Here is a 20051-nt window from a genome sequence, read left to right as displayed (position 1 = left end):
TTTCCGACGACGGCGTTCGTTGTCGGACCGACCCGTCCGTTCGCGTGGATCGAATCGGAGATCGCCTCGTCAGTTCGGCCACCGTCTCCGAGCGCCCGTACTCGAGCGACCGTCGTTGCCAACGTGCCCGCCCGTTTCCAGCGCTCCGTTCGTCGTGTGAGGGAGCTGTATCCCAGTGCGCCCGATCTCCGTGGAAGCCGTCCACGAACGACTACAAAAACGTTATCAAACATGTTGTACAAACATCACTATAGGGTGGACGATCGTCCGTCACCGATAGCCGGCTCACCTTCCGACTGAATCGGGACTCGATGGTTTCCCGGTACGAACCCTCGAAGTATAGACTATCCAACTGACCCGCGGTCAGCGGTCGGTAAGCATAGTGAGGGTATGATACTTTATATGCTACTGTCGTAGTACCGACATCAGATCGCCATCCAATCGCCATTCGATCGCAATTTGGTGGGATCAACGAGTCAGAGAATGAAACAGGAACATATCGATGCAGGGAAGGCGATACAGAAACGAACCGGGAAGACGTTCTATCTCGCGACGCGATTCCTCCCCGAGCGCGTGCGACACGCCACGCACGTCCTCTATGCGTTCTTCCGGATCGCCGACGAAGTCGTCGACGACGCTGACGGAGCCTCTCCGGAAACGCAACGCGCTCGGCTCGAGGAACTTCGCGCGCAGGCCCTCGGTGAGCGAGAGCCCGACGATCCCGTCCTCGAGGCCTTCCAGGAACTCCGAGCGGAGTACGACATCGCCGACGACGAGATCGATGCCTTTGTCGACGCGATGGCGACCGACATCGAGACGGAGCGCTACGAGACTTACGACGAACTCGAGTTCTACATGCGAGGGTCGGCCGCGGCGGTCGGCGTGATGATGACCGCGATCATGGAACCCGAGGACGAAGCGATCGCGCTCCCTCACGCGATCAAACTCGGCGAAGCCTTCCAGTTGACGAACTTCCTGCGCGACGTCCGCGAGGACGTCCTCGAGCGCGGTCGGATCTACGTTCCACAGGAGACGCTCCGGGAACACGGCGTCGACGCCGCCCAGATCGAGCGCCTCGAGTTCTCCGACTCGTTCGCGGCAGCGATGGCCGCCGAACTCCAGCGGGCGGAGGAACTCTACCGCGAGGGCGTCGTCGGCATTCGATATCTCCCCGAGGACTGTCAGCTTCCGGTGTTGCTGGCGGCGGTCCTCTACGCGGAACACCACGCCGTCATCCGAGCTCAGGGGTACGACGTGCTCTCGCGGGAGCCGTCGCTGTCCACGACTCGAAAGCTGTGGTGTCTCGCGAAGACGCGGTGGCACTGGCACTGGAACCGCGATCCCGAGGCGGTGTTCCAGCGCGTGTCGGCGGTGCCGTCAGGCGAACCGGACCACCGCGGCTCCGAACGCGGGGACACCGTTCCGACGCGCTGAGTGCTCTTTCAAAATTCTCTCTCGCGTTCGGCCGCCGACCGGCACCCGCCAGTCATCGACGCTGGCCGACGCACGGCCGAACGATCGCGGCGCTACTCGGCCGCGTCGCCGTTTGCCAGCACGGCCGTGTCGGCCACGATGAACTTGGCTAGCTTGCGCTTCGAGTGTTCCGCGAAGAGGTGATCCTCGAGTTGTTGGCCCGCGTCGGTCGGCTCGCGACAGATCGGACATTCGACCGGCTCCTTCGTCGCCATAGCAGTTGTACTCCTCCCGGGCGCAAAAGGTACCGGCCGGAATTTCCCGCTGACGGCGTCGATCCCCGCATCGCTCGCGACCGACACTAGTCGGGTTACCGTCGGTCTCGATTCCCCGGGAGCGCGGTCCGGACCATCTCGAGGTCGTAGCGATCGGTCCGGAGGAGGACGAAACAGAACAGGCCGGCGACGCCGACGGCCAGCCACTGGCCGTAGAGCGCGTTGATCGTCCCCCACAGCACGAGGAAGCTCACCAGATCGTCCAGCGCGAACTCGCAGGTCCGGACGCGCTCGAGCACGGCTTCCCGATCGAACGCGAGGTCGACGAGGACGACGGCGACGGTCCCCGAGAGGAGCCAGCCGCGGTAGTTCGAGGCCGGAACGCCGTAGTAGTCCCCCGGCGGGACGTACGCCCAGAACCCGATGGCGACGGCCGCGGGATCGAGCACCAGATCGATGGCGAGGACCGCTACGATCGCCGCGAGGATGCGCGGGACGACCCGCGCGGCTCGTTCGCCGAGCGCCAGGAGCGTGAGCAGGGTGGCGTTCAGCACCAGCGGGACGAAAAACAGCGGCAGCGCGAGCGGTACCTCGCCGCCAACCATCGGCCCGAGCCGAATCCCGTACTCGAAGGTCCCGTACGGCCAGCCCGTGCGCACGCCGACGAGTTCGATCGCGTACGTGTACGCCGTCAGAACGCCGAGGAGGGCGAGCGCCCGGCGGTCGATTTCGGGGAGCAGGGCCACGACCAGCGGCGAGCGCATGACGAGCGTTCCGAACAGGATTAGGAGGGGGTTGTAGGACAGGAGCGGCGGGAGGAGCCCCTCGGCGCTCGCGACGAGCGTCACCGCGCCGACGACCGGAAAGACGACCGCGATGGTGAACCGATTCTCGCGGATAAGGGCCTCGAGACGCCGCTGGACGGACGCTCGTGTCATCCCGTTGGTGTCGGCATCGTCTGGGGGACACGGCCTCGAGTCGGGATCGGCGCTCGTCTCCGGACCCGAACTCCGTTCCGGCCCCGAACCCCCTTCTGGTCCGGAACTCGCCTGTGAATTCGACGGCGAGCGGTTCGGGTCCTCGCTACCCATACAGCAGCCTCCAGAGGCCGCCCATCGTCAGGAGCGCGCCGACGACGGTGTTTATCGACGGGAACCACCAGTACGCGCGATCGACAGCGACGCTCGCGGTCGAAATCGCGACGACGAGCGCGGGATAGACGAGCATGAGCGCGCCCAGCCGCACGTCGAGCGCGCCGAAGGCGACCGCGCTCGCGACCCAGCACGCGCCGCAGTACGCGTAGGTGCGGCGCTCGCCGAGCACCGTCGCGGTCGTTCGGATTCCCGTCTTGCGGTCGGGCTCGATGTCGGGGATTGCCGAGAACGTGTGCATCCCCATCGCCCACAGCCAGCCGCCGGCGATCGCGAGAAGGGGCGGTTGCGCGCCGGCGACGGCAGCAAAGGCGGCGACCCCCGGTGTGACGTAGAGCCCGTTCGAGACCGAATCGAGCGGCGGGGTCGTCTTCAGCCTGGCCGGCGGGGCGCTGTAGGCCGCGCCGAGAGCGAGAAAGGCGATCAGCCACGGCAGCGCGGCCGTCCCGACCAGCGGTGCGAACAGCACGGGAAGAGCCGCACAGAGCCCGACGGCGAGGGGAACGTCTCCCTGTCCCCGATAGCGCGCCTCCCGCTCTTCCTTCTTCGGGTTGGCCGCGTCGATCTCCCGGTCGTAGACGTCGTTGATCCCGTAGAGGAAGACGTTCGCCGGCAGGAGGAAGTAGGCGAACAGCACGACCGCTGCGGGCGCGAACAGCTCGCCGACGGCGTCCGCGGCGTAGGCCACCCCCACGAGCACCGGGCCCGCCAGATACAGCCAGAACCGCGGCCGCGAGAGCGTCAACAGGTATGACAACCGGTCGCTCGCGTTCCGATCGTCCGCGGCCGTCGGTTCCGGACTCATCGGTAGCGTCTCGAGGGTTTGTCGCGCTCGGTCGACGCCGTCATCCGTGATCCTCGAGCACTTTCTCGGCGGTCAGTTCGCCGCTGATGAGACACATCGGGACGCCGATTCCGGGCGTGGTGTCGCCGCCCACGAAGTAGAGGCCGTCGACCTCTTTGGAGCGGTGTGGCGGCCGAAAGAGGGAGGTCTGGCGGAGCGTGTGGGCTAGTCCCAGCGCCGTCCCCTCGTAGCTGTTGTACCGGCTCGCGAAGTCGTCGATCGCGAACCGTTCCTCGAGGACGATCCGGTCGCGCAGGTCGGTTCCCGTGTTCGAAGCGATGTCGGCGAGGATCATGTCGCGATACCGATCCCGGATTTCGGGCGTGTCCTCGAGGCCGGGGGCGATCGGGACGAGGACGAACAGGGCGCTGTGGCCCTCGGGCGCGACGTCGTCGTCGGTCTCGGACGGAACGCAGCAGTAGTACGCGGGGTCGTCGGGCCACTGCGGATCGTCGAATATCTGCGCGAAGTGGTCATCCCAGTCGGTCGGGAGCACGAGCGTGTGATGGGCGAGTTCGTCGACGTCGCCCTCGACGCCGAGATAGAGCAGGAACGCGGACGGGGCGTACGTCCGTTCGTCCCAGTAGTCCGCGTCGTAGCCGCGGCGCTCGGGCGTGAGCAACTCCTGTTCGGTGTGGGCGTAGTCGGCGTTGCTCACGACCAGATCCGCCTGTACCGGCCCCGTTCGTGTCTCGACCTCGAACCCGCCCGTGCGGCCCTTGATCTCCGTCGCCGGCCGGTCGGTGTCGTACTCGACGCCGAGTTCGGCTCCCAGTTCCGCGACGCCGTCGATGACCGTGCCGATCCCGCCGTCGGGGTACCAGACGCCGAGGTTGAAATCGACGTGGCTCATCAGGTTGTACAGCGCCGGCGTGTTCGTCGGCGAACCACCCAGAAACACCAGCGTGTACTGCATGATCTGCTGGAGCTTCGGGTGATCGAAGTAGCGCTCGACGTGGCCCTGCATCGACCCCAGCAGCGAGAGGCCGCGGGCCTGCCGAGCCACGTCGGGATCGATGTAGTCCCGCAGCCGCGTCCGGTCCTCGTAGACGAAGTGCTCCATCCCGACCTCGTAGTTCTCCCGCGACTTCTCGAGGTAGCGCTCCAGGGCCTCGCCCGCGCCCGACTCGTACTCCTCGAAGACGGCCTTCGTTCGCTCGAGGTCCGGAGTGACGTCCACCCGATCGCCATCCTTGAAGAAGATTCGGTAGTGGGGGTCGAGATGCGAAAGCTCGTAGTAGTCACTCGGCGTGCGATCGAATTCCGCGAAAAAGCGCTCGAAAACGTCGGGCATCAGGTACCACGAGGGCCCCATGTCGAACCGGAAGCCGTCCTTCTCGAGGCGGCTCGCACGACCTCCCAACTGCTCGTTCTTCTCGACGACGCGGACGTCGGCACCCGCGTCGGCGAGGTAACAGGCCGTCGAGAGCCCACCGATACCGCCCCCGATCACGACGACCGACTCACCGGCCAGCGATTCCATATCCGGACGTGAGTATGGGACCGATGTTAAACGTATATCATACCTATGTAGGGAATCGGGACGGTTCGATCGAGGCGGAATCCCGGGTTACGGTGAAAACACGTCGCCGTCTCACTCGTAGAACGTCGGCTGACCGAATTACGACTCGAGCGGCCTAGAAGCCGCCGAACGCCATCAGGAACAGTGCCGTGGCGATAATCGCGAACAGAGCGCCGACACCTTTCTTGATCGTCCCCGTATCCAGCGCGGCCGAAACGTAGGGGGCGATTTGGCCGCCGGTCGCGGCGGCCGGACAGGTCCAGATGACCATGTTCCACGGCGTCGACGCCAGGTTCATCGTGTGGCCACCGGGGACCAGTCCGCCGCCGAAGACGTGGACGACGGAGGCGAGGATGGCCGTCGAGGCGACGACGATGTGGTTCGTACCGATGGCGATTCGAACGGGGACGTTCGTCCGGAGCATCGAGATAATTCCCAGCTCGCCGATGCCAAAGCCCGCGAGTCCCTGGAAGACGCCGCCGACGCTGTAGTTGGCGAATCGCTCGAGGTAACCACTCCGCGAGTACTCGTAGCCGTTGCCGTCGCGGTCGGCGCGGGTGACGGTACCGTTTTCGGCGGTCCGGACGCCGGCGACGCCGGGTTTGGCCGCGTCGTTCGGCATGCCGCCGTCCGCCGCCATCGTCGAGTCCTCCGACGCGTCCGGCTCCCCGTGGCTGAGGTCGGCTTTGAACAGCAGATACGCCGCCGCGAGGAGTGCGATTGCTAACAACGCGTGGAATACGGGTTCCGGAATGACGAAGGAGAGGAACGCGCCGGTGACGACGAACGGAATTCCCCCGAGAACGAGGCTGAGCGCAAGCCGACGGTCGACCAACCCGTGCTGGATGAACGCGAGCGACGAACTCGAGAGGCCGAACGACTCGCTGAGCAGCCCGATTTTCACCAGCGTCTCGGGCTCCAGGGGGTACGCGAACAGCGGGAAGACGAAGATGAGGAAGGGGACGAACAGTGCGGAGCCGCTGATCCCGACGGTGTTGACGATGGTCGCACCGATAACGAACGGGATACAGAGCCACCAGTACTCCAGCCAGTAGCCAGTCCCGCCGCTACCGGACGTTGGTGCGAAGAAGTACACCCCGAGGACGAACGCCAGCGGTGCGATGAAGACGAGGACGTGTTGATACTTGAGAAAGGTCTTCTGGATGCTGGGTGACGATGACGACGATGTCATTGAACCGTGAGCGCTGCGTTTGGAAGTGAAGAATAAGAGTATTCCCGTCTATCGCCACCCTGTGAACCGTTCATGTGGGTCAGGCGCGCAATGGTTGGTGACTGACGGGGTGATCCTCGCCCGTCGTCCGACCGGTCGAAACGTCCTCAATAGTTATCACGCCGGCCATGGTACATGCTAACATAATGGGTTACTCAGAGGGGTCCCACGAATCGGGTGTGCAGGCCGCGGGAGAGGACAGCGGCGACGCGACCGATCGCACCCCGACGGAAAGACTCGTCGCGACTGCACTCGAGTCACTCCGGATACACTGCCAGAGCTGGCCGGATCGCTACGTCGAGATGCGCGTCGACGCGCGGACCGACCGTCGAGAGTAGCGGTCGCTCGCAGAGCGTTCCGGTCGGCCCGATAGCGTCGCGTTTCCGGCGACGCTCGAGTATTCTCGAGGACAGCGCGGACGCGGGCGGGAGTGAATACTGTCAGGAGTCGGCGTCTCACGACTCCGGGGTTCTCGGTACGAGAGTGCAACCGCTACGGACGAACTGTCGGTGCGGAGAAATCTAGTTGAAAGCGGAACCGATACCGGGGTTCAATCGATGTGGCCTTCGCGACGCAGTTGATCTGCGTCCTGACCAGTGTAGCGCCACTCGATGGTGGCCTTTTCGTCCTGCCAGTCCCATGGCTCGGCGACGACGATGTCGTCTTGCTCGATCCAGGTACGGTATTTCATGCGCCCGGGAATGCGGCCGAGACGCTCCTCGCCGTCCTCACAGCGGAGGCGAACGTGATTGCCACCGAGGTGTTCGGTTACGACGGCGAATACTTCATCGCTGTTGGGCATACGGAGGTTCCGTCGCCCGGAGTCTTCTGACACAGGTTGACTACGTGCGGCAGACTTTTAAATACTTGGAGAGCCGTGATAGCGAACCCCGTGCGAACAGATAGCAATATATCCGTCCCCGAGCCAGAAGAATGGGCGAATTTACCCGCTCGAGCGGTTCCAGTCGGCTCCCCGGCTAGAGCTCGCGGTCCGAATCCGGATTCTCGAGGTCCCACAGTACTTCCGGGAGAAAGGCCTCGAGGTTGTCGATAACGTGCCGCTCGCTGACGTTTAGCCCCTCGCAGTGCTCGTGGGCCGATTCCCGAATGTCGACGTGGAGGTCGCCGCCCTCGAGCCAGACCCCGAGCGGAAAGACCGAACATCGGGTGGGTTTCCAGTCCTCCTCGAGGTGCAGCGAGCAGAGGCCGTCCTCCCGCAAAAAGGCGCAGGCGTGGCCGTCCTCGGCGACGTGGTCGTCGCGGTCTTTCGCCTCGCGCGTGACGAACTTCTCGCCGCGAAACTCCGTCGTGGTCTCGGCGAGGTTCGCCCGCTGGGCGAGCTCGAGGAGGTCTCGATCGTAGAGGAGCACGCCGTGGTGGCAACACCACGTGCAGTCGTCGACGCACTCGAAGGTGAGGTCGGGATCGAACTCGACGACGACCTCGCGGTCGGGATACACCTCGACGCGTCGCGTAGCGTCAGCGCTCACGTGTCGGTGGTAGGTGCTCGCCGTGAAGTGCCTTTCTACCGATCGCCTTCTGAGAGTGAGAACCGGAATTCACCGCGATGACGCTAAAACTTCCACCCGATAGCCGTTCGGTCGGGGTGTCGTCGCACGTCCACATTCGGTTCGATGCGCGAATCGTCGCCTACTCGAGCGGGAGCGTTTCCCGCTCGCTCGAGTCCACGACCGTGTTCCGGAGCGTGCCGACGCCGTCGTAGGTGATCTCGACGGTGTCGCCGGGTTCGACGAGGCCGGGATTCGCGGGGCTGCCGAACGAAATTACGTCACCGGGACGGAAGGTGAACCGCCGCGAGAGAAAGGCGATGATCTCGTACGGATCGAACAGCATCTGTTCCGTGTTGGCTTCCTGTCGCCGCTCCCCGGCCACGTCGGTGTGCATGTCGATGTCGGTCGGGTCGACGGCGGTTTCGATCCACGGGCCGAGCGGACCGGAGGCGTCGAACGCTTTCCGGGCCGATAGGTCCTCCTGGTCGAGCGCGTCCATATCGTTCAGGATCGTGTAGCCGCGGACGACCTCGGGGACCTCGTCCTCCGAGAGGTTCCGACAGGGTTCGTCGATGACGGCCGCGAGCTCGCCGGCGTAGGTCACTTCGTCGCTGAAACCGGGGGAGGGAATCGGATCCTCGTGGCCGACGAGCGACGCGGGCGGCTTGATGAAGAACGCGGGTTCGTCGGGCCGCTCGTACGCCATCTGATCGAGGGTCGCCGCGTAGTTGCGGCCGACGCAGTACAGCGCCGAGGGCTCGCAGGGCGGCAGGAAGGCCGCTTCCGTGTCGACCTCGTAGACGCCGTCGTCGGTGTGAACGACGCCGTCCTCGTACCGTCCGGCAACCGGTCCGTCGTCGGTCGCGATCCGCGCGTATTTCATGCCCGGCGCTCTCGGGCCCGAGAGATTAGTGCTACCGGTTCGACCTGAAAGGGCCGAGTCCGACGGATCGCTCGAGGTCGATACTGCCCGTCGACCGTCGTCGTCGTCTCGAGCGCCGGTCGCTCACTCCTCGAGTCGCAGGTACGTTCGGCTCCCACGGTGCTCGAGGGAGACATCGTCGGTCTCGACGTTCGTGCGGACGTACTCGTCGATTCCCGCGGCGTGCAGGTCGGTGACGTCGATCCGTTGGTGCTGTTGAGTCGCTCGGTTCGCGTGGTCGACGGTCGAGCGTCGGTCGCGCCGTTCGCTCCCCTCGTCGGAATCGATCTGTTCGTCGGCTCCTTCAATGATCAGTGACATACGTTTCAGTTGGAGTGATAGTACGTCAAACCGATCCGTCCGGAGTGAAAGTGAAAGTACGGGACGGAGTCCCGGTCGGTGAAACGGGACTGTGATGGGGGTCACAGCAGCAGCAGTCACCGCTGACCTGCCGGTCGAGCGCTCGCTATCCGAGCGTCTTGAGTTCGACGCGGTGTGAGCCGTCGTCGGTCTCGAGCGTGACCGTCCGGACGATTGCCTCGCGGGCCCGCTCCTGCCACGCCTCGACGGCCTCGGCGTGGCGCTCGCGAAGCCGGTCGGTCTCCTTCGAATCAGTGGCCTCGTCCGGGTCGGTGGGCTCCTTCTCCGAGTCGGTGGGATCCTCCTCCGGGTCGTCGCGCGCCGACTCGAGGTCGGGATACTCGGCGACGACATCGTCTTCGATGATCTCGGCGGGCGAGAGATGAACCGCGCCGGTCAGTTCGGTGTCGTCGACGCGGTAGACGTGGATGCGGGCCCGCATTCGGCCGTGAAACGGCGGCGTTACGCGAAGGACGGCCTCGCCCGGATTCTCCCGGCTGTAGGCGTAGGCGTCGACGGCGTCGTCCGGCGAGACCGCGACCGAGCGGATCGCCGACGGGTCGTCGGCTTCGACTGACGGATCGCCGTCCTCAACCATTGACAGCGGATAGCACGCGCGGCCGGTTAACTGCCGGGATTCGAACGTGTGCGATGTCCGTGAAGAGTGTAGTGGGTTACTGATGAAATTGTGGGAAACGAGGGGTCCTGCTATCGTGGCAACAGGGAATCGCCACGCCCTCCCCAGCCGATTCGTTCGCGCCCGACGGCGCTCACTCATCCCTCGCACGGCTTTGGACCGCGGTTCACCGGTGGTTCACCGCGGCCCAGCGCGCGCCACCGCACGTCGGTTGGTTGATCTGGAGTGAAACGTGGTTTCCCCTCTCGATCACTGGATCTCGAGCATCCGTGGTAACTCGTAGAACCCGTTCGATGGAAGCCGTCGGGTGAGTCGATTCGAGCCTCGAGTCACTCCCTCGAAACGCGATCGTCGTCGGCTTCTGGCTCGAGCGCCGGCTGAAAAACCTCGGCGCGATCGTCCGTCGAAACGCCGTACGCCGCGTCCGCGACTGATTCCGGGAGGGAGACGTCGCTGTCCGCGTAGTGAACGCGCAGCGACGCCCGAATCGCGTCGCGGACGCACGCGCGAGTCGCCGCGCCGACCTCGGTGCCGCTGCCCGAAAACGCCGCCGGCGACCCCGACGGATCGTGGCCGACGATGACCGCGTCCGTCGTCGTGCCCGGAAAGCCGGTTTCGGCGAGCAGCGTCGCGGCCTTGGCTTCCGCGGCGACCGCGATCAGGTTCGCCAGCGCGCCCGGCGCAAGGGCCCGCGTCGTCCCGACGATGACGTTGACGGTTCCCCGGCCCTGCTCGAGCACCGATTCGTCCGTCGCCGGCCCGTCGAGATCGTTCGTATCGACGCGATCGGGCTCCATCGGCAGTGCGGCGGGATTCGAAATTCCGGCGGTCGCGTAGGCCGTCACCGGACCCCGGCGAGCGCCGCGAGCGTCCGCGATGTCGACGCCGGTCAGCAGGGCCGGTCCGGCCGTGTCCGCGGCAGTCGGCTCGAATCCCGCGCGCTCGAGGCGCTCGTCGACGTACGCCTCGAGATCGGTCCGCTCCCAGCCCTCGGGGACCGAGACGTTGTACGCGCAGTCTGCCGTACAGCGGCCCCCGTTCCAGCCGGTCGAGAGCCACTCGGTCTCCGGTCGAGTGACCCGGAGGACGCCGTCCCGTCGGATCGCGTCGTAGTCCGCGTCCGTCGCAGTCATCGCTCGGTTTCGCGGCTGTCGTCTTCGTCATCGCGAACGCCGAGCGCCGCGAGCAGTCGGTCGTTCGCCGCGCGGTGCTTGACCGCGACCCGGATATGGGAGTCGAGCGCGCGGAAGGTCGTCGCGTCGCGGATCGTCACGCCGGCCGCTCGCGCGTCGTCGATCACGGCCGATGCGTCCCGATCCCCCACGTCACAGAGGAGGTACGGGGCGACCGATTCGTGGACCTCGAACCGCCGCTCGAGCGCCTCGCGCATCCGCTCGCGCTCGCCGGCGACGCGTTCGCGCGTGTCGCGAACGAACTCGTCCCGCCGCAGGCAGTGCGCCCCGACTCGAGCGGCCGGCGTCCCGAGCGACCACGTGCGACGGGCGGTCGCGAGCGCGTCCCGCTGTTCGCCGCTCGCGACGGCGAAGCCGGCGCGGAGTCCCGGGAGGCCGAACAGTTTGGTGAGCGAGCGGGCGACGACGACGTTCTCCCGCTCGAGTTCGGCGGCCGACGAGCGGTCGGTGAAGCCGAGGAAGGCCTCGTCGATCAGGAGCGTCGTGCCGGCGTCCGCACAGCGGGCTGCGAACGCCTCGAGCGCGTCCGAATCGATCGCGTCCCCGGTGGGATTGTTCGGGGTACAGATCACCGCGAGCGCAGACGCCTCGAGCACGGTCGGTCCGATCTCGCACAGCTCGTCGTAGCGAACGAACCGCGGTGTCGCTCCCTGTAGCTCGACTTCGCGGGCGTACTCGCCGAAGCTCGGATAGGGAACCAGCGCCTCGTCGCCCGGTTCGAGCGTGACTTCCATCGCCAGTCGGATCGCGGCGAGCCCGCCCGGAGTAGGAATTACCCGGTCCGGTTCGCAGCCGACGAACGCCGCCGCGGCGGCCCGGAACTCCGGATAGTCGTCGTCCGGATAGCGGCGGGACTCCTCGAGCGCGTCGGCGTACACGTCCGCGACGCCGTCGGGGGTACGCGGGTTGGTGTTGGCCGAGAAATCCAGCAGGTCGCGGTCGGATTCGCCGCCGTGAGGGACCCGCTTCCCGGTTCGGATCGAATCAGGGTCCACGGTTCCCCGCTGCAGGCTCGCTCCCGGCGTCGTCGTTTTCGGCACCCGATTCACCGCCGTCGCTCTCGATCCCCAACCGAGCACAGACCGCCTCGAGCCGGTCCCTGACCTCGCCCATCCGGCCCTCGGGGACGAGCGAGAGCGCGCCGCCCATTGCGACGCCCTCCTTGGCCTCGCCGGCGCAGTAGCGCGCCATCGCGACGTGATCGCGCTCGTCGAAGCCGGGATCGGTGACGGTGAGCTCGCAGTCGAAGCGCTCGCAGGCGTCCGCGAGTCGACTCCCCTGCTCGTCGGCCACGAAGGAAGTGGTCGCGATCGACAGCGGCGCGTCGATCCCGGCGTGGCGCAACAGGGCTGCAACGGCGACCATCTGGGTCCCGCCGGCCAGCGTCACGTCAGCGCCGGCCTCGAGCGCGCCGGCTGCGATCCCGGCCACCGTCGGTTGGACGGGATCCCCCACGGCTTCGATCGCCTCGAGCGGCGCACCGTCGCACTCGCCCGGCTCGAGGTTGCTCGCGGCCAGCGCCTCGTCGACCACGCGGCGCTTGCGTTCGATCGGGTTCTCGGGCAGCGAGGAGGAGACGCCGGCGGGTTCGCCGAGCGCGGTGAGAACCCCGAGCGCGGTCGTCGTCCCGCCGGGGACCGTCTCGCCGATCACGAGCCGGTCGTCCGGCAGGCTCGCGCCGTAGTCGTACGCGCGGTCGAAGACGGCCGTCGCGTCCGGCACGGCCACCGATTCGCGGATGTCGTCGCCGGGCCCCGCGTCGAGGTCGACCGTCGGCGCGGCCGTCGACTGGGTGAGTCCCGCGTCGATCACCGACACGTCGAAGTCGACGACCTCCCGAACCGCCCGGGTCACGGCGGCGGGTGTGGGACAGCCGTTCGGACTCACGGGCGTTACCGGCGACATGACCGGCTCCCCGTACTCGAGGATTTCGACGTCCGCCGAGGGCGTGTGTTCCATCAGCTCCGGGGCAGCCCCGGCGGCGCTGATGCCGTCGATCAGCGCCGTTTCGGTCGTTCCGGCAGGGAGGAGGAGCCGCATCGTTAGCGCCCCTCCGCGGATCGGCGCTGCAGCCGGTCGGCCGCGACGCGGGCGTCTTCGAGTCGGTTCACGTTCACCGCCAGTCGTGGATCGTAGCGTACGTCGGTCATAGTCGTAGTCGTGGATTCGTCCGTCGTGCCGACGACGTTGACCCCGGTCGGCGCGAGGTGGTCGTCGGGCTCGAGTCGCGCGTCGATACTGGCCCCGAGGCGCCGTTTGAGCGCCGCGGGAACGCAGACGGTCCGCGAGGCGTCGCTGTCGCCGTGCGCCGCAAGTATCCGGTCGACAACCGGCCCCTCGAGCAGCGGCAGGTCCGCGGCGACGGTCAGAACCGGTGGCGCGAGGTCGGGCCGCTCGAGGAGGGCCATCAGGTCGGCCACGTAGCCGTCGCCGGCCGTCTCGATCGTCGTCACGGCATCGTGTTCCTCGAGGTGGGCCCGCGTCTCCGGCGCGTTCGGCGAGACCGCGGCGTAGATCGTCTCGATTTCGCTCCCCCGGAGTCCGGCCAGCACGAGATCGACCATCGCCGTCCCCTCGATCGGGTACAGCGGCTTCTCGTGGGGACTCTCGAGGCGGGTACCCTTCCCGCCGCACATCACGACAGCGTCCACGCGATCACCCCCAGGTGGACGCCGGCGACGCGACCGATCTCGTTGGCCGCGCCGAAGATATCGCCGTTGATCCCCCCGAGATGGCGGTCGGCCCAGTACCACGGGACTCCGATCCCGGCGGAGGAACCGGTGAGCGCGACCGCGACGGGGAGGGGCCGACCCAGAGCGGTCCCGATACCGGCGGCCGCGGCGATGGCGACCGCTGCGGGCAGCAGGAACGACGCAGGCGTGGCCGCGTCGGTGAACCGCTTGCCCATCCCGTCGGACGCCGCGCGGCCGAAACAGGCCATCGCGACCATCCCGAGTTTCGTTCCGACTTCCGCGCCGATCGCGACGCCGACCGCCGCGCGGACGGGGAGACCAGCCAGACCGAGGCCGCCGAGCGCCAGCGCGGCGACGGTGATCGCGACCGCCAGTAGCGCGCCCACGCCTGTTGTCGTGTCCTTCAGCACCTCTCGCCGCCGTTCGAGGTCGCCGTGGACGACCAGTGCGTCGCCCAGGTCGGCGACGCCGTCGAGGTGGTGGATCCCCGTCACGGCGTACACCGACAGCAGGTATCCCAGCGCGACGGACGGGGCTGCGAGCGTTCCCGCAGCAAGTAGCGGGATCGCCGCTATCGAACCCGTCACGAGACCGACGATCGGAAACGCCGCCGGCGTCGCTCGGAACGCGTCCCAGTCGCCGTCACGGTAGCCGACCGGGAGCCGCGTCAGAAATCCGAGCGCACCGCGAACGGCACCGATCCAGCGACCGGTCACCGCCATTTCGCGCTCACCTCCGCGATCCGTCGCAAGACTGGGTCGCGATCCGGCCCGCCGATCACCGCAAGGACGAGCTCGCCGACAGATCCGCGGGCGGACTCGAGCCCGGGGAATTCCGAAACGAGCACGGCGAGTGCCACGGCGACGACGACCGCGACGACGGCCGCCCGCCCGACGACTGAGACGGCTCGCTCGCCGTCCGCCAGCGTCGGGAGGTCGGCATCGGGATTGAGCACGTAGACGTCCGGCTTCTCGAGCCGAACGGAGAGCGCGCAGGCGAGCGTCGCCATCGGCCAGCCGGAGTTCGGCGACGGCGGGACCCGCGCCCACTGCCGGGCGCGGGTGATCGCGACCGGATCGGCCGCGGCCACAGCGATCGCGCCGGCCGCGATCCGGGCGGGTAGGTACATGACGAGGTCATCCAGCCGCGCGCTTCCGGTGCCGACCGCTTTCGAGGGGTAGCCGAGCATCGAATCCAGCGTGTTGACGCCCTTGACCCACGCGGCGACCGCCGCGGCGGCCGGGAGCGACACCGGTGCGAGTACTGCGAAGGGAAGGAGGGTCGCGACGACCCCGTCTGCGAGGTTCTCGGCCGCGCTCTCGACGGCTGCACTGCGAAGCTCGCCGGCAGAGAGGGTCGACGCGTCCCGGCCGACGAGTCCCCTGACCCGCTCGCGAGCCGTCTCGAGGTCGCTCTCGGTGGCCGCGACGACGTCCGCGGTGAGCTCGAGCAACGAGCGCAGGCTGGTCGTCAGGAAGAGGAGGAGCGCGGCGGTGATCCCGCCAGCTAGCGGATGAACCGTCGTCGCCGCGAGGACGACACCGGCGGCGATGCCGGCGGGAACGAGGGGGGCGAGGACGGCGAGCGCGATGCCGGCCAGCCGTTGGCCGCGCTCGGTCTCGCTCCACTTCCGGTCGAGGGCATCGACGAGCCGGCCGAACCACGCCACCGGATGGGCGGCGGTCGGCGGCTCGCCGAGCAGGAGATCGAGGCTGAACGCCAGCCCGATGACCGAAAGCGTCGTCAGCACGTCGCGGTCCCCTCCGTGCTGCCAGCAGAATGTGACTGCTCAGTCATGACTGCTGCGTTCGGCGACCGTTGCCAGTCGCGCCGGCACGTCCGCGAGCGATCGCCCCTCGAGCACTAGCGCCGTTCCGCCGACGGCCTCGATCCCGCCGTCGGCCTCCGGATCGTCGCCGACGTGGATCAGATCCGCGGGGGCGACGCCGAGTTCGTCGGCCGTCAGTTCGAAGATTTCCGGGGCGGGCTTGCGCCAGCCGCAGCCGACGCTCGTCACGATCGCGTCGAAATCGTCGCGTTCGAAGTCGGATCTGACGAGCGTCCGCCCGACCAGCTCCGGGACGCTGCAGTTCGAACAGATCGCGACCGGTCCCCGCTCGCGGGCGGCGTCGACCGCCTCGAGCGCCCCCGATCTGGTTTCGACAACTGGATCGAACGCGGCGACGACCGCGCGTCTGGCCGCGTTGTGCTCGTACTCGACGCCGCGACTCGCGAGCGCGCGGGAGACGTGGGCCGGAAGCGGTACTTCAGCGCCGTCGGGCGCGTCGACGTGTGGCTCCGCGTAGGCGTCGCCCCAGTCGTCAGGTACCGCCACGTCCCGCTTGGCGAGTTCGGTCGCGACGGCTGCGGCCGGATCGTCCGGCCGGTCGGCGGTCACGAGCGTCCCGAAGAGGTCGAACGATACTTCCATAGAACTGTGACTAGAACAAGCTGACTTTAATTCCTCGATCCGACGGTGCAGGGCGGTACGTCGCGCAGTAGACCGCTCGAGCCGAACGAGCGCGGACTCGGATCCGTCTCAGTCGAGTCGGGCGAACGCGAGGTTGCCCGAGATGTTCTTGATATAGATCTCCACGACGTCGCCCTCTTCGGCACCGGGGACGAAGATCGTGTAGCTCCCCTTCTCCGCGACACCGTCGCCCTTGCGGCCCGTCCCGGTGATTTCGACCGTGTAGGTCTGGCCCTCCTCGACGGCGTCTTGCTGTTGTTGCTGCTGGCTGCTGGTCGAGCGCTTGGTGACCGGTCGGAACGCACCGCAGGCGTCACAGCGCAACATCGGCGTCCGGTCCTCGCGGACGAGGCGCGTGTCCGGCAGGCCACACTCCGAACAGAGGACGTACTCGTCGACGTAGGCGTCGATCGCCGCACTGAGGTCCGTCTGCGAGAAGGTGCCGTTGTACCGGCCGCGACCGTCCTCGAGTTTGCCGCTGGTCCCCAGTTCGCGCTGGATGAACCGGTGGAGATGTTCCGTGTCCCGCGAGAGCACGTCGGCGATCTCGTCGAGATTCGTGACGCGCGTAAACGCACCGTCCTTCTGGGGCTGCGGGTCGGGAATCTGTAGCCGCTCTTCGTCGCCCCCGATATCGGGGACGTCCTCCATCGCTCGGTCGAGACTCGCTTCGTAATCCATACGCGAGAACAGGTGTTGGGAACGTAAATCCGTTCTGCTATCACGATCCCCCCGGTGGCTCGGCAATATCGTAGCCACTGAAAGTCATTGCACACCCGATCGCACGTCGGCTCTGCGATCGGGGTATGAGTCGTTTCAGCGGCAACAGTAGTGGGACGGGATCGATGCGGTGGGACCTCGCTGACTCAGTACGTGCTGCCGGCTTTCGTCGAGCTACCCCTGTTTCTCCTCGTTCAGTTCGTCGAGGTCCCGTTCGGCGTTGGCCTCGTTGGGGTCCCCGGCTTCGCCGGTGAGTTCGCCGTAGGCAGCTTCGCGGACCGCCTCCGGAGAGTCGTACTGCTCGTCGGCCAGCCGGTCGAAGACGCTGCCCAGCGACTCGGTCTCGTTGGGCATGTCGATCGGCTGGTCGGCGTACTCCGAGGCGAGCTCCTCGCTGGTCACTGGATACTCCATCTCACCGAGATGGCGTTCGACGTCCTCGAGAATCGATTCCGTGTGGTCGGCCCGCTCGGATTTGCGTTGTTCGGCGCGGTCCTGCGCCCGGTCTCGGTTCGGTCCGTCGTCGCTCATAGGTGGTGGTTCCCCGACCCGTCGGAAAAGCGGCCGGCCGGCGCTCGCGGGGCCTAGGGCGGACGGCCGTCGATCGCAGTCGCTTCCGCCGTCGATTCGTTGCCGCGAACTCCGGGACGACCGCTCGGTCGAGCGTGCGATCGATGTTGTTTCGATTGAAGTAACGACCACGATGTCGCTCGAGTCTTCACGGCGGATACTTGTGTTCCGTTTCACGACGTGACAGTGACGATATGGCCGAACGCGACGACAATCGACGAACGATTGCCGCGTGCGAACAGTGCGGGTCGCTCTACGCGGCACTCGAGCTGTCCGAGGACAAGATTCGCCCGATCGGTCGCAGGGACGGGTGTCGGTGCGGCGGAACGGAGTTCACCGCCGTCGACGATTCGTTCTCGGATTTCTCGTTCGAGGAGAGCGACGAATAAGGTCCGCAACGGGACGAACTGGCAGGAAGCGGCGGTCACCAACGGTGCTTTCGAGACGATCGTAGCGGACTTCTCAGTCGACCACCTCCCGAAGCAACCATCTCCTCAGGCGGTCGTCTCGAGGGCCGTCCGAAGCTCGTCGACGGCGTACTCGAGCTGGTCGCGCGAGATCGAAAGCGGCGGCTGGAATCGCATGACGTTCTTGTAGTAGCCGCCGACGCCGATCACGACGTTTGACTCCTCGCGGAGGTGCTCGCTCACGGCCGATGCGAGATCGCTGTCCGGTCGCGGAGCGACGTTCTGCGGCCCTTCCGTTCCCGGTTCCACGAGCTCGATGCCGCGCATCAGTCCGAGGCCTCGCGCCTGCCCGACGGCTTCGTACTCGTCCTCGAGGGCCGCGAGTTCGGACTCGAGCCACTGTCCCTGCTCGCGAGCGTTGTCGACGATGCCGTCCTGCAGTTCGTCGATCGTCGCCAGCGCGGCGGCGCAGGCGACGGGGTTGCCGCCGAACGTCGAGAGGTGGTCGCCGGACTCGAAGGCGTCCGCGATTTCTTCGGAGGCGGTGAACGCGCCCAGTGGCAGTCCGTTCGCGATCCCCTTCGCCTGCGTCAGGATGTCGGGCTCGACGTCGAAGTGGCTACTCGCGAACAGCTCTCCGGTTCGACCGTAGCCGGTCTGGACCTCGTCGGCGATGAGCAGTGCGCCGTGGTCGTGGGTGATCTCCTGGACTCGCTCGAGCCACCCCGCCGGTGGAACGACGATCCCGGCCTCGCCCATGACGGGCTCGACGACGACCGCCGCGAGGTCCCCGCTGGTGTGCGAGCCGATGATCCGCTCGAGTTCCTCGGCACAACTGGCCTCGCACTGGTCGCCGTCACAGCGCGGACAGCGGTAGCCGTACGGCGGCGCGGTGTGGGCGACGTCGTTGAGCGTCGGGGCCATCCCCTGCTTGTAGGCCTTGTTCCCCGTCAGCGCCAGACTGCCGAGGGTGCGGCCGTGAAACCCCATCTCGAGGGCGATGACTTCCTTCGAGCCGGTGTACTTCCGCGCGAGTTTGACGGCCCCCTCGACGGCTTCAGTCCCGGAGTTACAGAAGAAGCTTTTCTGGAGGTCGCCCGGCGTCACGTCGGCGATCCGCTCGGCGAGGTCGGCGACCGGCTCGTTCGGGTGGACGTACGAGCAGCCGTGGACGAACTCCTCGAGTTGCTCCGTCGCAGCGTCGACGACGGCGTCGTTGCCGTGGCCGACGTTCGTCACCGAGATGCCGGAGAAGACGTCGAGGTACTCGTTGCCCTCGAAGTCCTCGAGCGTACAGCCGCTCGCTCGCTTTACCGGCACGTTCAGTGATTTCCAGATTGGCATCACGTGCTCGTCGTACGTCGATACGACGCTCGAATTTGACTGAGTCCCGTCCGGAGATTCGGATTGCTGTTCGGACATGGTGTCCTAATCCACACCACGTTCTAATAAAGTATACTTCTTTGGATAGAGAACAGTAGTAATGTGGTAGTTCGGACTCTGAACACGGGTAGTTCGATCGAGCAGTGTCGATCGTCGACGCGCCGACGAACTCTCGAACTGAATTCAACTCTCGGCCGATTTCGGGTCCCGTATTCGAATGGTGTTTATTGACGGGGTCCCTTCCGCGAGATATGGACGAGCGAAACATCCGCATTCTACAGGCCGTCGCGGATCTGGGGACCGGCAGTCCGGACGAAATCTCCGAGTACACCGATATTCCGAAGTCGACCGTCCACTATCGACTGACGAAGCTCAAAGAGGACGGGATCGTCACAGACGACCTGTTCGATGTCGATCTCGAGAAACTGGGCCTCGAGATCACGGTTATCTCGGAAGTCATCGCGGAATACGAGGAGCAGTATCACGAGGAAGTCGGGGAGAAACTCGCCGCCATCGAGGGGGTCAATCAGGTGTACTTCACGATGGGGGACACGGACTTCGTCGTCATCGCCCACCTCTCGGACCGCGAAATGGTCCAGCGACTCATCAGCGACTACGAGATGATCGACGAGGTCGTCCGAACGAGTTCGCAGTTCGTCGTCGAAACCGTCAAAGACGAGCCCCATCCACTGAACGACTTCGAGTTGGAGACGTTGGTAGAGGCCACAACGGACTCCGACTGACCGCTC

Annotated in this window: 24 protein-coding genes; 4 read left to right on the top strand and 20 right to left on the bottom strand. The window is 66.5% G+C overall.

Going from position 1 to position 20051, the window contains the following annotated elements; translation table 11 throughout:
• Positions 1-483 precede the first annotated feature (483 nt).
• Positions 484-1434, top strand: a complete 951-nt coding sequence (locus tag LDH74_RS11870; RefSeq protein WP_226038939.1) for a phytoene/squalene synthase family protein — start codon at positions 484-486, stop codon at positions 1432-1434.
• Positions 1435-1526: 92 nt separating this feature from the next.
• Here LDH74_RS11870 and LDH74_RS11865 read toward each other — a convergent pair whose 3' ends face one another.
• The 5 genes from LDH74_RS11865 to LDH74_RS11845 form a co-directional block, all read right to left on the bottom strand.
• Positions 1527-1688 carry a hypothetical protein gene (locus tag LDH74_RS11865; RefSeq protein ID WP_226038938.1) on the bottom strand — a complete coding sequence of 54 codons (162 nt, stop codon included), beginning with the start codon at positions 1686-1688 and terminating at the stop codon, positions 1527-1529.
• Positions 1689-1783: 95 nt separating this feature from the next.
• Complete coding sequence (cruF, locus tag LDH74_RS11860; protein ID WP_226042525.1) at positions 1784-2626, bottom strand: bisanhydrobacterioruberin hydratase; 843 nt, start codon at positions 2624-2626, stop codon at positions 1784-1786.
• 145 nt (positions 2627-2771) lie between these two features.
• The gene (locus tag LDH74_RS11855; RefSeq protein WP_226038937.1) at positions 2772-3644 is read right to left on the bottom strand and encodes a prenyltransferase; all 873 of its coding nucleotides are present in this window, start codon (positions 3642-3644) and stop codon (positions 2772-2774) included.
• A 40-nt stretch (positions 3645-3684) separates the two neighbouring features.
• Complete coding sequence (gene crtI, locus LDH74_RS11850) at positions 3685-5166, bottom strand: phytoene desaturase family protein (protein WP_226038936.1); 1482 nt, start codon at positions 5164-5166, stop codon at positions 3685-3687.
• Positions 5167-5320: 154 nt separating this feature from the next.
• On the bottom strand, positions 5321-6397 hold the full coding sequence (locus tag LDH74_RS11845) for a sulfite exporter TauE/SafE family protein (protein WP_226038935.1): 1077 nt from the start codon (positions 6395-6397) through the stop codon (positions 5321-5323).
• Positions 6398-6582: 185 nt separating this feature from the next.
• On the opposite strand from LDH74_RS11845, the gene LDH74_RS11840 reads away from it, so the two are divergent.
• On the top strand, positions 6583-6774 hold the full coding sequence (locus LDH74_RS11840; protein ID WP_226038934.1) for a hypothetical protein: 192 nt from the start codon (positions 6583-6585) through the stop codon (positions 6772-6774).
• Positions 6775-6986: 212 nt separating this feature from the next.
• Here the strand turns inward: LDH74_RS11840 and LDH74_RS11835 are convergent, their stop codons facing one another.
• The 14 genes from LDH74_RS11835 to LDH74_RS11770 form a co-directional block, all read right to left on the bottom strand.
• Positions 6987-7271, bottom strand: a complete 285-nt coding sequence (locus LDH74_RS11835) for a translation initiation factor eIF-1A (RefSeq protein ID WP_083902798.1) — start codon at positions 7269-7271, stop codon at positions 6987-6989.
• A 142-nt stretch (positions 7272-7413) separates the two neighbouring features.
• Positions 7414-7926 carry a YkgJ family cysteine cluster protein gene (locus tag LDH74_RS11830; protein WP_226038933.1) on the bottom strand — a complete coding sequence of 171 codons (513 nt, stop codon included), beginning with the start codon at positions 7924-7926 and terminating at the stop codon, positions 7414-7416.
• Positions 7927-8086: 160 nt separating this feature from the next.
• A complete protein-coding gene (locus LDH74_RS11825) occupies positions 8087-8830 on the bottom strand; it encodes a fumarylacetoacetate hydrolase family protein (protein WP_226038932.1) in 744 nt (247 codons plus the stop codon).
• A 123-nt stretch (positions 8831-8953) separates the two neighbouring features.
• The gene (locus tag LDH74_RS11820; protein WP_226038931.1) at positions 8954-9190 is read right to left on the bottom strand and encodes a hypothetical protein; all 237 of its coding nucleotides are present in this window, start codon (positions 9188-9190) and stop codon (positions 8954-8956) included.
• Between the two features lie 145 nt (positions 9191-9335).
• Positions 9336-9827: a hypothetical protein gene (locus LDH74_RS11815; protein WP_226038930.1), complete on the bottom strand. Its 492-nt coding sequence runs from the start codon at positions 9825-9827 to the stop codon at positions 9336-9338.
• Between the two features lie 368 nt (positions 9828-10195).
• Positions 10196-10999: an adenosylcobinamide amidohydrolase gene (locus tag LDH74_RS11810; RefSeq protein ID WP_226038929.1), complete on the bottom strand. Its 804-nt coding sequence runs from the start codon at positions 10997-10999 to the stop codon at positions 10196-10198.
• Complete coding sequence (locus tag LDH74_RS11805) at positions 10996-12054, bottom strand: threonine-phosphate decarboxylase (protein WP_226038928.1); 1059 nt, start codon at positions 12052-12054, stop codon at positions 10996-10998. Before LDH74_RS11805 ends, LDH74_RS11810 begins: the two co-directional genes overlap by 4 nt.
• Positions 12044-13099: a nicotinate mononucleotide-dependent phosphoribosyltransferase CobT gene (gene cobT, locus LDH74_RS11800; RefSeq protein ID WP_226038927.1), complete on the bottom strand. Its 1056-nt coding sequence runs from the start codon at positions 13097-13099 to the stop codon at positions 12044-12046. The genes LDH74_RS11805 and cobT overlap by 11 nt, the downstream gene beginning before the upstream one ends.
• Before the next feature lie 2 nt (positions 13100-13101).
• The gene (locus LDH74_RS11795) at positions 13102-13695 is read right to left on the bottom strand and encodes an NTP transferase domain-containing protein (protein ID WP_226038926.1); all 594 of its coding nucleotides are present in this window, start codon (positions 13693-13695) and stop codon (positions 13102-13104) included.
• Positions 13695-14474 (bottom strand): adenosylcobinamide-GDP ribazoletransferase, encoded by a 780-nt coding sequence (gene cobS / locus LDH74_RS11790; protein ID WP_226038925.1) that lies wholly within the window; start codon positions 14472-14474, stop codon positions 13695-13697. Before cobS ends, LDH74_RS11795 begins: the two co-directional genes overlap by 1 nt.
• Positions 14465-15502, bottom strand: a complete 1038-nt coding sequence (gene cbiB / locus LDH74_RS11785; protein ID WP_226038924.1) for an adenosylcobinamide-phosphate synthase CbiB — start codon at positions 15500-15502, stop codon at positions 14465-14467. Before cbiB ends, cobS begins: the two co-directional genes overlap by 10 nt.
• Before the next feature lie 39 nt (positions 15503-15541).
• Entirely contained in the window at positions 15542-16183 is a 642-nt protein-coding gene (locus tag LDH74_RS11780) for an HAD family hydrolase (protein ID WP_226038923.1), read from the bottom strand.
• Positions 16184-16291: 108 nt separating this feature from the next.
• A complete protein-coding gene (locus tag LDH74_RS11775) occupies positions 16292-16903 on the bottom strand; it encodes a translation initiation factor IF-2 subunit beta (RefSeq protein ID WP_226038922.1) in 612 nt (203 codons plus the stop codon).
• Between the two features lie 213 nt (positions 16904-17116).
• The gene (locus tag LDH74_RS11770) at positions 17117-17473 is read right to left on the bottom strand and encodes a hypothetical protein (RefSeq protein ID WP_226038921.1); all 357 of its coding nucleotides are present in this window, start codon (positions 17471-17473) and stop codon (positions 17117-17119) included.
• 233 nt (positions 17474-17706) lie between these two features.
• On the opposite strand from LDH74_RS11770, the gene LDH74_RS11765 reads away from it, so the two are divergent.
• Positions 17707-17901, top strand: coding sequence for a hypothetical protein (locus LDH74_RS11765; protein ID WP_226038920.1), 195 nt, complete (start codon positions 17707-17709; stop codon positions 17899-17901).
• A 105-nt stretch (positions 17902-18006) separates the two neighbouring features.
• On the opposite strand, the gene LDH74_RS11760 is transcribed toward LDH74_RS11765, so the two are convergent.
• Positions 18007-19341, bottom strand: coding sequence for an aspartate aminotransferase family protein (locus tag LDH74_RS11760; protein ID WP_345778525.1), 1335 nt, complete (start codon positions 19339-19341; stop codon positions 18007-18009).
• A gap of 212 nt (positions 19342-19553) precedes the next feature.
• Here LDH74_RS11760 and LDH74_RS11755 point away from each other — a divergent pair, with 212 nt between their 5' ends.
• Positions 19554-20045: an Lrp/AsnC family transcriptional regulator gene (locus LDH74_RS11755; RefSeq protein WP_226038918.1), complete on the top strand. Its 492-nt coding sequence runs from the start codon at positions 19554-19556 to the stop codon at positions 20043-20045.
• Positions 20046-20051 lie beyond the last annotated feature (6 nt).

The sequence above is a fragment of the Natrinema sp. DC36 genome (assembly GCF_020405225.1).
In the GTDB taxonomy this organism is placed as follows: Archaea; Halobacteriota; Halobacteria; order Halobacteriales; family Natrialbaceae; genus Natrinema.
The sequence above is the reverse complement of the archived record's forward strand: the minus strand, read 5'-3'. Positions and strand labels throughout refer to the sequence as shown.

Excerpts from the sequence above, each read along its gene's own strand:
- LDH74_RS11760 (WP_345778525.1), bottom strand. The coding sequence starts at position 19,341 with ATGTCCGAACAGCAATCCGAATCTCCGGACGGGACTCAGTCAAATTCG.
- LDH74_RS11775 (WP_226038922.1), bottom strand. The coding sequence starts at position 16,903 with ATGGATTACGAAGCGAGTCTCGACCGAGCGATGGAGGACGTCCCCGAT.
- cruF (WP_226042525.1), bottom strand. The coding sequence starts at position 2,626 with ATGACACGAGCGTCCGTCCAGCGGCGTCTCGAGGCCCTTATCCGCGAG.
- LDH74_RS11865 (WP_226038938.1), bottom strand. The coding sequence starts at position 1,688 with ATGGCGACGAAGGAGCCGGTCGAATGTCCGATCTGTCGCGAGCCGACC.
- LDH74_RS11820 (WP_226038931.1), bottom strand. The coding sequence starts at position 9,190 with ATGTCACTGATCATTGAAGGAGCCGACGAACAGATCGATTCCGACGAG.
- LDH74_RS11845 (WP_226038935.1), bottom strand. The coding sequence starts at position 6,397 with ATGACATCGTCGTCATCGTCACCCAGCATCCAGAAGACCTTTCTCAAG.
- LDH74_RS11780 (WP_226038923.1), bottom strand. The coding sequence starts at position 16,183 with ATGGAAGTATCGTTCGACCTCTTCGGGACGCTCGTGACCGCCGACCGG.
- LDH74_RS11770 (WP_226038921.1), bottom strand. The coding sequence starts at position 17,473 with ATGAGCGACGACGGACCGAACCGAGACCGGGCGCAGGACCGCGCCGAA.
- LDH74_RS11825 (WP_226038932.1), bottom strand. The coding sequence starts at position 8,830 with ATGAAATACGCGCGGATCGCGACCGACGACGGACCGGTTGCCGGACGG.
- LDH74_RS11795 (WP_226038926.1), bottom strand. The coding sequence starts at position 13,695 with ATGTGCGGCGGGAAGGGTACCCGCCTCGAGAGTCCCCACGAGAAGCCG.
- crtI (WP_226038936.1), bottom strand. The coding sequence starts at position 5,166 with ATGGAATCGCTGGCCGGTGAGTCGGTCGTCGTGATCGGGGGCGGTATC.
- LDH74_RS11855 (WP_226038937.1), bottom strand. The coding sequence starts at position 3,644 with ATGAGTCCGGAACCGACGGCCGCGGACGATCGGAACGCGAGCGACCGG.
- cobS (WP_226038925.1), bottom strand. The coding sequence starts at position 14,474 with ATGGCGGTGACCGGTCGCTGGATCGGTGCCGTTCGCGGTGCGCTCGGA.
- LDH74_RS11810 (WP_226038929.1), bottom strand. The coding sequence starts at position 10,999 with ATGACTGCGACGGACGCGGACTACGACGCGATCCGACGGGACGGCGTC.
- cobT (WP_226038927.1), bottom strand. The coding sequence starts at position 13,099 with ATGCGGCTCCTCCTCCCTGCCGGAACGACCGAAACGGCGCTGATCGAC.
- LDH74_RS11755 (WP_226038918.1), top strand. The coding sequence starts at position 19,554 with ATGGACGAGCGAAACATCCGCATTCTACAGGCCGTCGCGGATCTGGGG.
- LDH74_RS11815 (WP_226038930.1), bottom strand. The coding sequence starts at position 9,827 with ATGGTTGAGGACGGCGATCCGTCAGTCGAAGCCGACGACCCGTCGGCG.
- LDH74_RS11840 (WP_226038934.1), top strand. The coding sequence starts at position 6,583 with ATGGGTTACTCAGAGGGGTCCCACGAATCGGGTGTGCAGGCCGCGGGA.
- LDH74_RS11765 (WP_226038920.1), top strand. The coding sequence starts at position 17,707 with ATGGCCGAACGCGACGACAATCGACGAACGATTGCCGCGTGCGAACAG.
- LDH74_RS11870 (WP_226038939.1), top strand. The coding sequence starts at position 484 with ATGAAACAGGAACATATCGATGCAGGGAAGGCGATACAGAAACGAACC.